This window comes from Vibrio rubrogenes (genome assembly GCF_059641415.1).
Map to the genome: position 1 here is coordinate 152,762 of NZ_JCARSY010000001.1, position 15,375 is coordinate 168,136.

The following is a 15,375-nucleotide window of genomic DNA, read 5'->3' on the forward strand; positions in this document are numbered from 1 at the left end:
CATCAGTTAGCTTTGCTCAGCCAATGCCGCCAAGAGATCAGCCTGATGTTCTTGAATAATCGGCCCGATCAGGCCATCCAACTCCCCTTCCATCACTTCGGAAAGACGGTACAGAGTCAAATTGATCCGGTGATCAGATACCCGTCCTTGCGGATAGTTATAAGTTCGGATACGGTCACTGCGATCACCACTGCCTAGCAGATTACGCCGCGTATCTGACACTTCGGCCGCCCGTTTCGCTTGTTCAGCCTGAGCTAGCCGAGCCGCCAGTACAGACATCGCTTTGGCTTTGTTTTTGTGTTGAGAACGTTCATCCTGACACTCAACAACCACGCCGGTCGGCAAGTGAGTAATCCGAATGGCAGAATCGGTCGTGTTGACGTGCTGCCCCCCCGCACCGGAAGAACGGAAGGTATCAATTTTCAGGTCACTGGCTTTAATCTCCGGCAATTCTGCTTCCGGAACTTCCGGCATAATTGCAACCGTACAGGCGGAAGTATGAACCCTTCCCTGAGATTCCGTTGCCGGGACACGCTGAACCCGATGACCGCCAGATTCGAATTTTAAAGTCCCATAGACACCGTCACCATTGACTTTAGCAATCATCTCTTTATAACCGCCGTGTTCAGCTTCACTGAATGACATGACTTCGATACGCCACCCTTTTCTTTCGGCAAAACGGCTATACATACGGAACAGATCGCCCGCGAAGATCCCCGCTTCATCACCACCGGCTCCGGCACGAATCTCAAGAAAGCAATTCCGCTCATCATTCGGATCTTTTGGTAGCAATAATATTTGTAGCGTATCAGTTAATTGCTCAATCGATGCGCGTGCTGCCTCAATCTCTTCCTGAGCCATTTCTCGCATCTCTGCGTCATCTTCTTTCGCCATCTCTTCGGCAGCAACTAAATCTTCTTGCGCCTGCTGATAAGCTTGAAAACACTGAGTCACTTCTTCAAGTTGAGAAAACTCTTTTGATAACGCACGGAATCGGTTTTGATCCCCAATAATATCAGGATCACCAAGCAGGTGCTGAACTTCCTCATAGCGCTCAGCGAGCGTTTCAAGCTTTTGTAAAATTGACGCTTTCATAGTTTCTTCTTAATACGGAAATAATATCGAAATTAAAGATTATCAAGCCCCAGACTCTGTCTGATTATAGCCAACTTCGCAGGTTCCCCTTGCTCGGCTGCTTGCTGTAGTGCACGGGTCGGCGCATGAATTAATTTATTGGTTAACTTATAACTGAGTTCACGGAGGATTCTTTCCGGATCGCCCCCCAACGCGAGCGCCTGGAGACTTTTATTCACAAGCTCTTCACGGATATGATTCGCACTGTCACGATAATCACGGATACTATCAACGGCCTGTAATGACCGCATCCAGCTCATGAAGACCGCGCTTTCTTCACTGACAATCGCTTCGGCCTGAATCGCTTCGACCTTTCTCTGTTCAATATTGCTGTCTACAATTGACTGCAAATCATCGACACTATACAAATAAGCGTCCCCAATCTCGCTGACTTCTGCTTCAACGTCTCTAGGAACAGCAATATCAACCAGCAACATGGGTTGATAACGCCGCGCTTTGAGGGCTTTTTCCACCATCCCTTTGCCGATAATCGGTAAAGGACTGGCTGTCGAACTAATCACAATATCAGCTTTGGCAAGATGATCAGGAATCTCTTGTAAGCGAATCACTTGTGCATCAAACTGCTCCGCTAATCCCATCGCCCTTTCTCGGGTGCGATTCGCCACAATCATGTTCTGACAACCATTGGCAGCGAGATGCTTCGCGACTAATTCGATGGTTTCGCCAGCACCGACAAGCAACACAGTTGCATTGGTCAACGATTCGAAAATATGTTTTGCCAGAGTGCAGGCCGCATAGGCGACAGAGACGGCATTACCACCGATATCCGTTTCAGTCCGGACCCTTTTGGCAACTGAGAATGCTTTCTGAAAGAGTTTCTCTATCGCGGCATCAACGGATGCAAGATCTTTCGACTCTGAATACGCCTGTTTGACCTGCCCAAGAATTTGAGGTTCCCCTAAAACCAAAGAATCGAGCCCACAACAGACCCGCATTAAATGGCGGATTGCGGCTTGCTCTTCATGAATATAAATGCTCGGTTTTAACTCTTGAGGATTAACACGATGAAATTCAGATAACCAATCGATCAAACGTCCTTTACTCGTTGGTTTTATCTCACAGTACACTTCTGTTCGGTTACAGGTCGAAAGTATGACACTCCCTTTAACATCCGCATATTCCCGTAGCTGACTCAGTGCTTCGGGAAGCTTATCCGGACCAAACGCGACTTTTTCACGCAGTTCCAGAGGCGCTGTTTGATGATTAATTCCAATGGCAAGTAAGGACATCGACTGGAGGTACTCTGATCACATCTTCTAAGGGGTAAGAAAGGAATTTTACTGTATGCCCTTATTGAAGAAAAGACTTTAACGGATTTGTTTTTATAACTTCGTGATATCAATGCTATAGTGTTGCTGTTTTAAAGAACCCGTTTTCGACCAACAAAAGCCGTATTTATGACTTATCGCATCCTCCGAGTATTTCTGACTATCATCATTTTGGCTGGCTGTAGCACTGTTCAGACACCACTCCACCCCGTGGAATGGCAATCACACCAGCAGCGTCTCCAACAGATCAGTACTTATCAAATTGCGGGTAAACTGGGCTACATTTCGCCACAAGAGCGCCGCTCGCTCAATTTTCAATGGAAGAAATCTGCCCACCATAGTCAACTGCGACTAACCACCTTTTTGGGACAAACCGTCTTGAAAATGGATATTTATCCCCAGCGAGCGGAAGCCGATACCTATGAAGGACAGCACTACACGGCTCAAACTCCGGAATTATTACTACATCAACTGACCGGGCTCGATATTCCCCTGAGTTCGCTCAGTCAGTGGATTCTGGGGCGCCCGGCCCTTGCGGATACTTTTTCGCTCAAACCGGATAACACGCTGGATAGTCTAGAGAAAAAACTGGCAAATCAGCAATGGCGAGTACAGTACAAAACATACACTGCCGTGACCTTTAAAGAGCAGCAACTACCTCTTCCTGAGCGTTTGTTCCTGCAACAAGGACCAACCAAAATCAATATCCATATCTCGCAATGGAAAGTCACACCATGAATATATCAGATGTTATCAATACCGCCCAAACCGTCTGGCCATCACCAGCCAAACTGAATTTGTTTCTTTATATCACGGGTCTACGGGATGATGGTTATCATGAGCTGCAAACACTTTTCCAGTTTCTCGATTACGGGGATGAACTGACGATCCGGGTCAATACTAGCGGGAACATCTCTGTCTCGCCGGAAATTGATGGCGTTCCATTGCATGATAACCTGATCTGGAAAGCCGCCCGAAAACTTCAACTCAACACACAAACATCGTTAGGCGCTGATATTCACTTGCATAAAGTGTTACCGATGGGCGGCGGGATCGGAGGTGGTTCATCCAATGCGGCGACAGCCTTAGTGGCCCTGAATCATCTCTGGCAATGTGGGTTATCCCAAAGTCAACTGGCTGAAATCGGATTGCAACTCGGTGCTGATGTTCCCGTTTTCGTACAAGGCCATGCGGCTTATGCGGAAGGTGTCGGAGAAAAGCTGACTTTCGTCACACCACAAGAGAGATGGTATCTGGTTGTCAGACCCAATGTCAGTATTTCAACTGCTGCCATTTTTTCGCATCCCAAATTAACTAGAAACACGCTCAAGCGAGATCTGACAATGCTTTTACAAACTCCGTACGAAAACGATTGCGAAAAAATTGTCCGAAAGCTTTACCCAGAGGTTGATAAGCAACTTTCATGGCTGCTACAATACGCGCCGTCGAGATTGACCGGGACTGGGTCATGTGTTTTTGCTGAATTTTCTAGCAAAGATGAAGCACAACAGGTTCTTTCCCGTTTGCCGGATGGAGTTTCTGCTTTTGTAGCAAAAGGATGTAATATTTCGCCGCTAAAAGAAACTTTGACAGGCTATACTCACAGTTGTGAAAACAACAATTGTTAAGATGGATAGTGATATATCAGTTAGTAAATCATCATAACAAGAGTATGATCAATCGGCCCACACCCAACCTATTTTAAATACTGGACGCAACCCTGAGGTTTCCACCGTGCCTGATATGAAGCTATTTGCCGGTAACGCTACCCCTGAACTAGCTCAACGTATTGCTGATCGCTTGTATATTTCTCTTGGAGATGCCACTGTTTCCCGTTTTTCAGACGGTGAAGTTGCAGTACAAATCAACGAGAATGTGCGAGGAAGCGACGTATTTCTCATTCAATCAACCTGTGCACCAACTAACGACAACCTGATGGAACTCGTGGTAATGATTGATGCGATGCGCCGTGCTTCAGCAGGCCGTATTACCGCTGTTATCCCTTATTTTGGATATGCTCGCCAAGACCGTCGTGTCCGTTCTGCCCGTGTGCCAATTACCGCGAAAGTCGTCGCTGACTTTCTTTCGAACGTTGGTGTTGACCGCGTACTGACGATCGATCTACATGCTGAACAGATTCAAGGTTTCTTTGATGTTCCTGTTGATAACATCTTTGGAACGCCCGTCTTGCTTGAAGATATGAAAGCACGAAGTCTGGAAGATCCAGTCGTCGTATCACCTGATCTGGGTGGTGTTGTCCGTGCACGCGCGACAGCCAAAGCACTCGGTGACATCGATATTGCGATTGTTGATAAACGCCGTCCTCGCGCGAACGTTTCTGAAGTCATGAACCTGATTGGTGATGTTGAAGGCCGTGACTGTGTCATTGTCGATGACATGATCGATACCGGTGGCACACTATGTAAAGCGGCTGAGGCTTTAAAAGCACGCGGAGCGAAGCGGGTTTTTGCTTACGCAACTCATGCAGTATTCTCAGGCAATGCAGCTAAGAATATTAAGAACTCAGTTCTCGATCAGGTTGTCATCACTGACTCGATTACGCTTTCGAAAGAAATGCAAGCAACAGGCCGTGTGACTCAGTTGACACTCTCAACGATGCTTGCTGAAGCAATTCGCCGCATCAGTAACGAAGAGTCAATCTCAGCGATGTTCAATTAATCGCTCATCTCTGTTTTTGAAAGCATCTCCTCGGAGATGCTTTTTTATTTCCTAAAGTTTCACCATCAACTCAGATTCCCTGAAAAATGGTTACCACACAAAAATTGCCTCGGTTTATGCCGTGGTTCAGGAAGTTTGGGGATAAAAAATTCTGTGCTATCATACCGCGCTTTTCATTGTAGACATCAGGAGAGCCTGACTGTGAGTCAACCCATAAAACTACTTGTTGGGCTAGCCAACCCGGGCCCAGAGTACGCAAGAACAAGGCATAACGCAGGGGCATGGGTCATCGAAGAATTAGCCCGTGCTCACCATACAGTGTTAAAAAATGAGCCCAAATTTTTTGGTCTGACTGGTCGAATTAGCATTCAAGGTCAGGAGTTACGTTTACTGATTCCGACAACGTATATGAACTTATCAGGGAAAGCGATATCCGCTCTGGCAAAGTTTTATCAGATCCAGCCGGAAGAAATTATGGTGGCTCACGACGAGCTAGACTTACCACCCGGTGTTGCTAAATTTAAACAAGGCGGCAGTCACGGGGGACATAACGGTTTAAAAGATACCATCAGTAAGCTGGGTAATAATAGAGAATTCTACCGTCTCCGGATCGGCATTGGTCATCCGGGACATAAAGATAAAGTTACAGGTTATGTGTTAGGTAAGGCGCCTGAAAAAGAACAGGAATGCCTCGATGCCGCTGTAGACGAGTCTGTCCGCTGTTTGGACATACTGCTCAAAGAAGGTCTTACGAAAGCACAAAATCGTTTACACACATTCAAAGCTGAATAAGGTTATAGTCATGGGGTTTAAATGTGGCATTGTTGGTTTACCAAATGTTGGCAAATCAACACTTTTTAACGCTTTAACCAAAGCAGGAATTGAAGCGGCAAATTTTCCGTTTTGTACCATCGAACCGAATACAGGCATCGTCCCGGTTCCGGATTTGCGCCTTGAGGCGCTCGCTAAAATTGTCAATCCTCAACGGATATTGCCGACCACAATGGAGTTTGTTGATATTGCTGGTTTAGTTGCCGGAGCATCGAAAGGTGAAGGGCTAGGCAATAAGTTCTTGGCCAACATCCGTGAAACTGACGCAATTGGTCATGTGGTTCGTTGTTTCGAAAACGAAAACATCGTACACGTCGCTGGCAAAGTTTCTCCTATCGAAGATATCGAGGTCATTAACTTAGAATTGGCTTTGGCCGATTTAGACACTTGTGAACGAGCGATTCAACGCCAAGCCAAACGTGCTAAAGGCGGTGATAAAGCGGCAAAATTTGAAATTTCCGTTCTGGAAAAACTGCTTCCCGTCCTCACTGAGGGTGGAATGGCCCGCAGTGTGACACTGGCAAAAGAGGAATTGGCGGCAGTTGGTTATCTCAATTTCCTGACCCTCAAACCGACTATGTATATCGCGAACGTGAATGAAGACGGTTTTGAAAATAACCCTTATCTGGATGCCGTTCGAGAATTTGCAGCACAAGAAAATAATGTCGTCGTTGCAGTATGTGCAGCCATTGAGTCAGAACTATCTGAGTTAGATGATGAAGAACGAGATGAGTTCCTTGCCGATCTGGGGATTGAAGAACCGGGATTGAACCGTGTGATTCGTTCAGGTTATGAACTCCTCGAACTGCATACTTATTTTACCGCAGGTGTGAAAGAAGTCAGAGCTTGGACGATTCCGATTGGTTCAACAGCTCCCCAAGCTGCCGGAAAAATTCATACGGACTTCGAACGAGGCTTCATCCGCGCTGAAGTTGTCGGTTATGATGATTTCATCCAGTATAATGGTGAGAGTGGTGCAAAAGAAGCCGGCAAATGGCGTTTGGAAGGGAAAGACTATATTGTCAAAGACGGCGATGTGATCCATTTCCGCTTCAATGTCTAATCTGATTGCCAATATCCTCTGAACATAAAGCCCTCAATAGAGGGCCTTATGTCTCTAATCAGCCACATCTCGTTTTTCTGAAACACCGAACCCAAATCCCCCATACCTGCTCTCAGCCAATTGATTTGCGAGTTATTTTGTCTATAAACAGTTCTGTTTGACTAAAAAAAAAACGAACAGTTGTTTTTCCTCGATTTATTCAAAAAAACTATTGACGCTCTCAAGCCATATCCGCATAATGCGCTCCGTTCGCAGGATTATGGTTCTCCTGCACCGGGGTTTGTGGCTACGTAGCTCAGCTGGTTAGAGCACATCACTCATAATGATGGGGTCACAGGTTCGAATCCCGTCGTAGCCACCATTTCCTAAAGATTTTTAATATGAAAAGTCTTTAGGAAATAGATGCGGAAGTGGCGAAATTGGTAGACGCACCAGATTTAGGTTCTGGCGCCGCAAGGTGTGAGAGTTCAAGTCTCTCCTTCCGCACCATAGTTTTAGGGTAACTTCTCAAGTTACGACGACAGGTCTATCGCCAAGTGGTAAGGCAACGGGTTTTGATCCCGTCATCCCCTGGTTCGAATCCAGGTAGACCTGCCATATTTAATTTGTCTCAATCTGGGAAAAAGAGATTGAAACAAACTGCGGGATTGATTATATTGTCTCGCTCTAAAATGAGGCTACGTAGCTCAGCTGGTTAGAGCACATCACTCATAATGATGGGGTCACAGGTTCAAATCCCGTCGTAGCCACCATATTTAATTCTTTTGCTACTCTTATGCGGTGGTGGCGGAATTGGTAGACGCGCTAGCTTCAGGTGCTAGTGTCCGTTAGGACGTGAGGGTTCAAGTCCCTCCCTCCGCACCAGCAAAAGAATATTACAGGTCTATCGCCAAGTGGTAAGGCAACGGGTTTTGATCCCGTCATTCCCTGGTTCGAATCCAGGTAGACCTGCCATATCAAATGACTTTGAACAGCAGTTGAAAGTCAGAGCGAAAAGCTCAGTACAGTAAAACAATGCGGAAGTGGCGAAATTGGTAGACGCACCAGATTTAGGTTCTGGCGCCGCAAGGTGTGAGAGTTCAAGTCTCTCCTTCCGCACCATATTTAAGATAATTTCTTAAATGAAGTTATGACGACAGGTCTATAGCCAAGTGGTAAGGCAACGGGTTTTGATCCCGTCATTCCCTGGTTCGAATCCAGGTAGACCTGCCATATCAAATGACTTTGAGCAACAGTTGAAAGTCAGAGCGAAAAGCTCAGTGCAGTAAAACAGTGCGGAAGTGGCGAAATTGGTAGACGCACCAGATTTAGGTTCTGGCGCCGCAAGGTGTGAGAGTTCAAGTCTCTCCTTCCGCACCATGATTTTGTTATCAACTAGATAACTAATTATGGCTACGTAGCTCAGTTGGTTAGAGCACATCACTCATAATGATGGGGTCACAGGTTCGAATCCCGTCGTAGCCACCATATTTAATTCTTTTGCTACTGACATGCGGTGGTGGCGGAATTGGTAGACGCGCTAGCTTCAGGTGCTAGTGTCCGTTAGGACGTGAGGGTTCAAGTCCCTCCCTCCGCACCAGCAAAAGAATATTACAGGTCTATCGCCAAGTGGTAAGGCAACGGGTTTTGATCCCGTCATCCCCTGGTTCGAATCCAGGTAGACCTGCCATATCAAATGACTTTGAACATTGATTGTTTGAAACATAACTGTTTAAAAGCGTTGAAAGTCAGAGCGAAAGCTCAAAACGAAACAATGCGGAAGTGGCGAAATTGGTAGACGCACCAGATTTAGGTTCTGGCGCCGCAAGGTGTGAGAGTTCAAGTCTCTCCTTCCGCACCATGATTTTAACCCAGACATCTGTCTGGGTTTTCTTTTATCTGAACTGCGAAAATTACACCTGATGGCCACCGGTTTTCGTGCGTATTCCATTTGGATTAAAGTCTCTTATCCCGTTTGCTAACCATAAAAAAATCCAGCCGAAGCTGGATTTTTCTCGTCAGGATAAAGCAGATTATCCAAGTAGTCCTAATGCAGCACTTGGTGCCTGTTTCGCCTGTGCCAAAACAGAACTTGATGCCTGAGAAAGGATCTGAGACTTCGTCAATGCTGTAGTTTCTTTCGCAAAGTCGGTATCTTTGATTCGGCTCTTCGAAGCATTCACATTCTCATTGATGTTATCCAAGTTACTGATCGCATGTCCGAAACGGTTTTGGAATGCACCAAGCTCAGCACGATGACTATCCACATACTTCAGTGCAGCGTCAACGACTGCAACTGACTGTTGAGCACCGCCAACCGAAGTTACATCAATGTTACTGACTGTTGTCGCTTTACCTTCACCGATTCCAAGTTCACCAGCAAGGCTGCCACCAAAGCTCACTGAACCATCCACTTTATTACTATCTGTGAATAATTGCAGTTTACCTTCATCATCAACAGACGCTTTCACCATGTCAGTCTGACCATTGATATAGGTTGCCAGCTCTTCGATATCATCACCCGCTTTCGCATTGATGTTGATGGTTTGCTCGCCATTGAATTTGTCATTGACTGTGATGGTCAGATCGTTGGCACCATTTTGAACTTGCCAGTCTTTCCCCTTACCATTCTCAGCAATATAAGACATACCGCCCATCATGTTATTGTCGCTACGCATATCTTTCAGATGGAGCATCACAGCTTCACCGCTATCAGAACCGATCTGGAAAGATTTGGTATCGAAAGTACCGTTTAGAAGCTTATTACCACCAAATGATGTTGTTTCCGCAACACGGTTTAATTCATCATTCAATGCTGTAATTTCTTCTTGGATCGCAACACGATCCGATTTCGAGTTAGAACCATTCGCAGATTGAAGAGACAAGTCTCTCATCCGTTGCAGAATGCTGGTTGTTTCATTCATTGCCCCTTCCGCAGTCTGAGCAATTGAAATTCCGTCATTCGCATTACGAACAGCAACACCCAATCCCCGGCTTTGAACACTCAAACGGTTTGAGATTTGAAGGCCAGCCGAATCATCCTTAGCACTGTTGATTCGATATCCTGAGGATAAGCGTTCCATTGATGAGTTCATCGACTTCGTTGCACTGTTAAGATAGCGCTGGGCCGTCATCGCAGAAACGTTTGTGTTAACATTAACCGCCATAGTGGTTTCTCCTATTGATTTTCCGACGTCGCGGAAATTCTTGACTGTTTTCCGACGTCTCGGAAAACTATAGTTCTCTCAAAGTTCGACCTTTTAGCGACTCAGAATGAATTTCCTTTAGAAAAAAGGTGTTTTTTTCATAGCGAAGTGATGGTCCGGAGGGGAAAGTGAGAGAGGTAACACAAATCTCACATAAAACTAAGAAAAGACTCAAGTTTTTCCTCGTTGTGCCGAGGGGCCGGAATTTATGACGCAGATGAGTCAGTCACAATAGCGCTTGCTATCATCTGATTTGGGGATAACGAATTGATATGATGAGAAAAGAAAAAGCCCCTTATCTTTGAGAGAACCGGGGCTATTGGTGGTAAGTCAATCATGTGGAGATCAAGAGAAATGAACACATCATGACTAACCGGGCGCATGATGAGGAATGAATATAAAGCAGGTATTAAACTTGAGAGAGCTTTATACCATCCACAAATCACACTTTACCAAGGAAGCTTTATCACATACCCACGTCTGAGCTGAATGATAAAGCTCCGCAGCTACTGCAATAGTGACATTGCAGAGTTTGGTAACTGTTTTGCCTGAGCAAGTATTGAAGTACCTGCCTGTTGCAATATTTGAGCTTTTGTCATCTGCGTCGTTTCTTTCGCAAAGTCGGTATCTTTAATCCGGCTCTTCGACGCTTCAACATTTTCCTGGATGTTCGACAAATTATTGATACTGTGACTTAAACGGTTCTGTTTTGCCCCTAAATCGGCACGTTGTGCATCAACATAATGAAGGGCAGCATCAAGAACACCGACAGAGTTCTGCGAATTACCAACATTCATGATATCGGTTGTCTGAACCGTCGTATTCCGTCCCGGACCACCATCCAGACCTAACTCGGTGGCTAACCCGCCGGATATGGAGAGGTTCCCCTGAAGATTAGATTCCGGCATGAAGAGCTGCAGGTGTCCATCATCATTCACAGACGCGGTAACATCATCGACCTGACCATTGATATAAGTTGCCAACTCTTCGATGTCATCACCTGGTTTTGCCATGACATCTACGGAAACTTGTTCCCCGTTTTTCTTGGTAAACTCCAGCTTTAGGTCGCGGGCATTCGCAGGAACGCCCCAATTCATGTCTTTCCCTTGTTCGGACACAAATGTCTGGCCGCCCATACGAAAATCATCGGCTCGAATGCTGGTGAGGCCAACAATGATCGCTTCACCGGAGCTGGCACCAATCTGGAAAGCAGACTCTCCAAAAGTACCGTTCAACAGTTTACGGCCACCAAACGAGGTTGTTTCTGCAATTCGGTTCAATTCATCCTGAAGGGCCGTATACTCTTCATTCAGCGCCTTACGCTCAGATGAGGAGTTGGTACCGTTTGCAGACTGGAGTGCCAGATCTCGCATCCGCTGCAATATACTGGTTGACTCATTCATTGCCCCTTCAGCAGTCTGTGCAATCGAAATACCGTCATTGGCATTTCGCATCGCGACATCCAACCCTCGGGACTGAGCAGTCAACCGGTTCGAAATCTGAAGACCTGCCGCATCATCTTTTGCGCTGTTAATCCGGTTTCCCGAAGACAGACGCTCCATGGAGGTGTTCAACTCACCCGTTGCCTTATTCAGGTAACGCTGAGCGGTCATCGCTGACACATTGGTATTGACTGTGATGGTCATAGTTTGCTCTCCTATTGAGTCCGCAAGCTTTCTGCGAAGCGGTCAGCTTTAACTCTTATTTGGAAGCACTGACCGTAAATAACTTGCCACATCTGCAACATTGCCGGTTCCAAACCGATAACTTGCGCTCTGATAGATTTAATTCAATTACTGTGCCAACTTTTAGATAATTTTATTATTAAGTAAAATCAATAAGTTAAAAACAAATAAACCATACAATAACGTATCTGGTTCTCTCTGCAATCCTGTTTCATTTCCGCTTTGCCGCTTCGTTGCCGCTTGATTGCCTCAGCAATAACGACTTTGGCACCTGCAACTGGCAAAGCTTTACTTTCGTAAAACGAGCCTTACATCAAAATGCTCGTCTCAACGAAAAACAATATTCAACACAACTCCTTTCGCGACTTATGGCATGGCACATAAGGCAAATGAAAGTTAGATATAATTGAATAGTGTTAAGTCCTTCGTTTTACTGAAAGCCTGCTGAGATGCCTGAAGTGCACGAGTATTTTCGTTAAACTCGATCACAGCATCCGCATAATCAAGATCCTCAAAACTACTTTTGGATTTTGCCAATGTCAGTTTGAAGTCTTCATGTTCTTGTTCCTGAATATCCAATGTATTCAGTCGCGCACCGATATCCGTTCTCACTTTGGTTAAGTGGATAAAGGCGGCATGAAACTCTCTGGTCACTTGATGGAGCTTAGCGGTCGCTGATCCATCGGCAACGGAGTCGCGTGAATATTCCATTGCCTTTTTGAAACTATCAAAAATGTTGAATGTCTTTCTGGGAGACAGTTCGATGACATCTCCCGGCGAAATTTGTCCTTTCAGTTCAATATTTACGCCTTCGTAATTAATACCGGTTTTGGGATCAAATTCTCCGGCCTGAACGGCACTTCCGTCCTGTTCTAACTGATAGCCATATTTGCCGTTGCCCATATCAACAAAAGTCACCCGATATTGTGATTGATCTTGAGGATCAGTATTGGTGGCTTTTTCCAGCAACAGCTCAGAGCCTTCCTGCAGCCGATAATCGGGTTCATAGTCACCAAAAGGATTGTCGATTTGCATAAATACTTTACTGCCGGGGCTGTTGAACGGCATTTCCAGACTATTGGAGATTCGCATCTTGCGTTGATAATCATCACCGGCATAAGTCACATTGCCTTCTTTATCACGAAAGAAGGGCTGCTTATCCGGTTTGGTACCGGCAAAAATGTAGTTTCCTAGTTCATCTTGAACATTCGACAGATTGAGAAAGTTATCGGCCAACTCTTCCAACTCGCGCTCTTTCGCCTGGCGATCTTCAGGTGATAATGAACCGTTGATCATCTCCATAACGGTACGCTTTGCCTCATCGGCATAATCTTCCGCATTGGAAATAATGACTTCTTGATGTCCCAATCGGTTACGAACCAGAACAATCGAATCAAGATATTGACGCAGTTGCTCTTCTTGTTGACCCACATTTTGAATGTAATGCGTTGCCAGTGGATTATCACTGGGAGACATCAGTTTTTTACCCGACGCTAATTGAGCCTGATTGTGATAAACCTTGGCTTCTTGACGGCGAATGTCATTCTGAACAGCCTGATAGTTATGGAAGCTTGAAATACGACCAACCATAAGATCCTCCTCCCTATCTCAACTGTAAAATGGTATTAAAAGTGTCATTGGCCGCCTGCATAATCCGCGAAGATGCCATATATGCCTGTTGGAATTTCATCATATTGGCAGCTTCTTCATCCAGGTTCACACCTGACACGGAGGCAATCCGTTCTTGGGCGGCCTCTTTCTCGAGGCGGGCCACATCAGTCAACCGAGACGCGGTAGACATTCTCAGACCGACATTGGTATTCAGATTGTGGTAAACATCCAGAATCGTGGACTCATTGTTGTCCAGCTTCTTCTCGGTCTGGATATTCTGCATTTTTCTCAGGTTGCCGTTATCCCCTTCAGAGGGCACCAAGTTCGCGGTAAACTTATCTTTTGGCAAAGCCCCGACAGACAGTTCAAATGTCGTGCCCATTACAGTCACAGGGCCAGACGGCGGATAAGCTTGATTCTCTGCCACAATATTGCCGTCTTTATCTTTAACCGTGAAAGTATCTCCCAGCTCAGAGACATCAATTTCAAATTCTCGCAACTCACCGGCTTGTATAATTTTAAAAGTGGCACTTCCCTGAGCAAAAGTGGTTGAAGCTTCATAACTCTGAGCGGCAATTTTTGCCGGATCGTTCATTTCCATTTTGATAGTTGCCGCACCGGAACGAGTTGGCCGGACGAGCACTCGCTCACCCTCTTTCGGTTCATTGAGAATTTCAATTCTCATCCCATCAATATAGATTTGCCCACTACTGGGAGAAAGCACCCGCTGCTCACCATTCGGTAAAATCGCAATGTATTCACTACCGTCATAAAGTAGTGAATACTCACCACCTTTCAATTGTGAAACATCTTCGATATAGGCCGCCATATCCGCTTCAGAGTCACTACTGGTGATCACCCGTTCTTTGGCAATCCGTTCATCGTTCACATCGGTGAACATCAAGTCACCGATGTCACCATTCAGATCAAGCCCCTGCCGCTGCAACTTATTCACATCATAAGAGAAACTGGTCGCAAGCCGGCCAATCTCATCAAGTACGTTGGGAATTTCGTTATCGCGCATATTAAATAACGCCCCGATCTTGCCCCCCATATCTTTAGACGTAATCGCTTTAATCCCCTTCCCTTCAACCATCGCCAGACGCCATTGATGCGTATCGGGATAACCATCAATCATCTTCAACTGGCTGGCTTCAGTGCCAGAAACTAAGGTGTGTCCATTACCGATATGAATATTGAACCCTTCAGCATTTTTCCGTGGCGTTACAGTCACCTTGGTGTACTCAGAGAGTTCTTTCACTAACTTTTCATGTTGGTCCATCAGATCATTGTGTGGCCCGGGAGTACGCATCATTAAACGCTGTAAATCTCTAATTTCTAAAGCAAGTTGGTTGATTCTCTTGATACCGAGATCCAATCCTTTATTGACCGTCTCATACTGGCGACGAATCGTTTCATGAAAATCATTCAGGTTCTGAGTCATTAACTGAGATTTTTCCAGCACCACTTTCCGTGCGCCCATATCATTGGGGCTATCAGCCAGCGTTTTCAGTGCGTCAAACCACTCGTTCATGTTTTCCGGGATTTTCTTGGAAGCAACAGAAGAGAGCATCTTGGATAACATATCCAGATTTTGCTCGGTATCATGTTTGTAGGAGTAATCCGTTGTGGCAATGTTTAGCTCTTTGACGGCAAACTGATCCCATGAGCGGCGAACATTTTCCACATGGACACCCATGCCATAGGTCTGACCGCCGTACATACGCGGAGCATTCACGCCCTGAATCACAGATTGACGACTGTAACCTTCTGTATTTACGTTAGATATATTGTGACCGGTCGTGTTGAGCTGTCTTTGAGATGTTAAGACACTCTGAGTCCCAATATTCAATAAATCAGACGCCATATCGCCCCCACAAGATAAAAATCATCAGTAA

Annotated in this window: 11 protein-coding genes and 13 tRNA genes; 18 read left to right on the forward strand and 6 right to left on the reverse strand. The window is 45.7% G+C overall.

What is annotated here, in order from left to right:
* Positions 1-6: 6 nt before the first annotated feature.
* A complete protein-coding gene (gene prfA, locus AC55NX_RS00730) occupies positions 7-1,095 on the reverse strand; it encodes a peptide chain release factor 1 (RefSeq protein WP_496994019.1) in 1,089 nt (362 codons plus the stop codon).
* A gap of 32 nt (positions 1,096-1,127) precedes the next feature.
* Entirely contained in the window at positions 1,128-2,384 is a 1,257-nt protein-coding gene (gene hemA / locus AC55NX_RS00735; protein WP_496994020.1) for a glutamyl-tRNA reductase, read from the reverse strand.
* Positions 2,385-2,552: 168 nt separating this feature from the next.
* Here hemA and lolB point away from each other — a divergent pair, with 168 nt between their 5' ends.
* The 18 genes from lolB (at position 2,553) to AC55NX_RS00825 (ending at position 8,836) form a co-directional block, all read left to right on the forward strand.
* The gene (lolB, locus tag AC55NX_RS00740; RefSeq protein ID WP_496994021.1) at positions 2,553-3,161 is read left to right on the forward strand and encodes a lipoprotein insertase outer membrane protein LolB; all 609 of its coding nucleotides are present in this window, start codon (positions 2,553-2,555) and stop codon (positions 3,159-3,161) included.
* Positions 3,143-4,051 carry a 4-(cytidine 5'-diphospho)-2-C-methyl-D-erythritol kinase gene (gene ispE / locus AC55NX_RS00745; RefSeq protein ID WP_496994022.1) on the forward strand — a complete coding sequence of 303 codons (909 nt, stop codon included), beginning with the start codon at positions 3,143-3,145 and terminating at the stop codon, positions 4,049-4,051. Before lolB ends, ispE begins: the two co-directional genes overlap by 19 nt.
* 106 nt (positions 4,052-4,157) lie before the next feature.
* Positions 4,158-5,102: a ribose-phosphate pyrophosphokinase gene (locus tag AC55NX_RS00750; RefSeq protein ID WP_496994023.1), complete on the forward strand. Its 945-nt coding sequence runs from the start codon at positions 4,158-4,160 to the stop codon at positions 5,100-5,102.
* Positions 5,103-5,303: 201 nt separating this feature from the next.
* Positions 5,304-5,894: an aminoacyl-tRNA hydrolase gene (gene pth / locus AC55NX_RS00755; RefSeq protein ID WP_496994024.1), complete on the forward strand. Its 591-nt coding sequence runs from the start codon at positions 5,304-5,306 to the stop codon at positions 5,892-5,894.
* A 10-nt stretch (positions 5,895-5,904) separates the two neighbouring features.
* Entirely contained in the window at positions 5,905-6,996 is a 1,092-nt protein-coding gene (ychF, locus tag AC55NX_RS00760; protein WP_496994025.1) for a redox-regulated ATPase YchF, read from the forward strand.
* Positions 6,997-7,280: 284 nt separating this feature from the next.
* A tRNA-Met gene (locus AC55NX_RS00765) sits at positions 7,281-7,357 on the forward strand.
* 43 nt (positions 7,358-7,400) lie between these two features.
* Positions 7,401-7,485: transfer RNA gene (locus tag AC55NX_RS00770), tRNA-Leu, on the forward strand.
* Positions 7,486-7,518: 33 nt separating this feature from the next.
* Positions 7,519-7,593, forward strand: a tRNA-Gln gene (locus AC55NX_RS00775).
* Positions 7,594-7,671: 78 nt separating this feature from the next.
* Positions 7,672-7,748 (forward strand) — tRNA-Met (locus tag AC55NX_RS00780).
* A 25-nt stretch (positions 7,749-7,773) separates the two neighbouring features.
* Positions 7,774-7,860: transfer RNA gene (locus AC55NX_RS00785), tRNA-Leu, on the forward strand.
* A 15-nt stretch (positions 7,861-7,875) separates the two neighbouring features.
* Positions 7,876-7,950, forward strand: a tRNA-Gln gene (locus AC55NX_RS00790).
* A 62-nt stretch (positions 7,951-8,012) separates the two neighbouring features.
* Positions 8,013-8,097 (forward strand) — tRNA-Leu (locus tag AC55NX_RS00795).
* Between the two features lie 36 nt (positions 8,098-8,133).
* A tRNA-Gln gene (locus tag AC55NX_RS00800) sits at positions 8,134-8,208 on the forward strand.
* 62 nt (positions 8,209-8,270) lie between these two features.
* Positions 8,271-8,355: transfer RNA gene (locus tag AC55NX_RS00805), tRNA-Leu, on the forward strand.
* A gap of 31 nt (positions 8,356-8,386) precedes the next feature.
* Positions 8,387-8,463: transfer RNA gene (locus AC55NX_RS00810), tRNA-Met, on the forward strand.
* Between the two features lie 25 nt (positions 8,464-8,488).
* Positions 8,489-8,575, forward strand: a tRNA-Leu gene (locus AC55NX_RS00815).
* A 15-nt stretch (positions 8,576-8,590) separates the two neighbouring features.
* Positions 8,591-8,665: transfer RNA gene (locus AC55NX_RS00820), tRNA-Gln, on the forward strand.
* A gap of 86 nt (positions 8,666-8,751) precedes the next feature.
* Positions 8,752-8,836, forward strand: a tRNA-Leu gene (locus tag AC55NX_RS00825).
* A gap of 172 nt (positions 8,837-9,008) precedes the next feature.
* Here the strand turns inward: AC55NX_RS00825 and AC55NX_RS00830 are convergent.
* From AC55NX_RS00830 to flgK, 4 genes are all read right to left on the reverse strand, one after another.
* Positions 9,009-10,142, reverse strand: a complete 1,134-nt coding sequence (locus AC55NX_RS00830) for a flagellin (protein WP_496994026.1) — start codon at positions 10,140-10,142, stop codon at positions 9,009-9,011.
* A 545-nt stretch (positions 10,143-10,687) separates the two neighbouring features.
* Positions 10,688-11,827 carry a flagellin gene (locus AC55NX_RS00835; RefSeq protein WP_496994027.1) on the reverse strand — a complete coding sequence of 380 codons (1,140 nt, stop codon included), beginning with the start codon at positions 11,825-11,827 and terminating at the stop codon, positions 10,688-10,690.
* A 435-nt stretch (positions 11,828-12,262) separates the two neighbouring features.
* The gene (gene flgL / locus AC55NX_RS00840; RefSeq protein ID WP_496994028.1) at positions 12,263-13,456 is read right to left on the reverse strand and encodes a flagellar hook-associated protein FlgL; all 1,194 of its coding nucleotides are present in this window, start codon (positions 13,454-13,456) and stop codon (positions 12,263-12,265) included.
* Positions 13,457-13,469: 13 nt separating this feature from the next.
* Positions 13,470-15,344 (reverse strand): flagellar hook-associated protein FlgK, encoded by a 1,875-nt coding sequence (flgK, locus tag AC55NX_RS00845; protein WP_496994029.1) that lies wholly within the window; start codon positions 15,342-15,344, stop codon positions 13,470-13,472.
* Positions 15,345-15,375: the final 31 nt, after the last annotated feature.

Excerpts from the sequence above, each read along its gene's own strand:
- flgK (WP_496994029.1), bottom strand. The coding sequence starts at position 15,344 with ATGGCGTCTGATTTATTGAATATTGGGACTCAGAGTGTCTTAACATCT.
- ispE (WP_496994022.1), top strand. The coding sequence starts at position 3,143 with ATGGAAAGTCACACCATGAATATATCAGATGTTATCAATACCGCCCAA.
- prfA (WP_496994019.1), bottom strand. The coding sequence starts at position 1,095 with ATGAAAGCGTCAATTTTACAAAAGCTTGAAACGCTCGCTGAGCGCTAT.
- flgL (WP_496994028.1), bottom strand. The coding sequence starts at position 13,456 with ATGGTTGGTCGTATTTCAAGCTTCCATAACTATCAGGCTGTTCAGAAT.
- AC55NX_RS00835 (WP_496994027.1), bottom strand. The coding sequence starts at position 11,827 with ATGACCATCACAGTCAATACCAATGTGTCAGCGATGACCGCTCAGCGT.
- hemA (WP_496994020.1), bottom strand. The coding sequence starts at position 2,384 with ATGTCCTTACTTGCCATTGGAATTAATCATCAAACAGCGCCTCTGGAA.
- AC55NX_RS00830 (WP_496994026.1), bottom strand. The coding sequence starts at position 10,142 with ATGGCGGTTAATGTTAACACAAACGTTTCTGCGATGACGGCCCAGCGC.
- ychF (WP_496994025.1), top strand. The coding sequence starts at position 5,905 with ATGGGGTTTAAATGTGGCATTGTTGGTTTACCAAATGTTGGCAAATCA.
- lolB (WP_496994021.1), top strand. The coding sequence starts at position 2,553 with ATGACTTATCGCATCCTCCGAGTATTTCTGACTATCATCATTTTGGCT.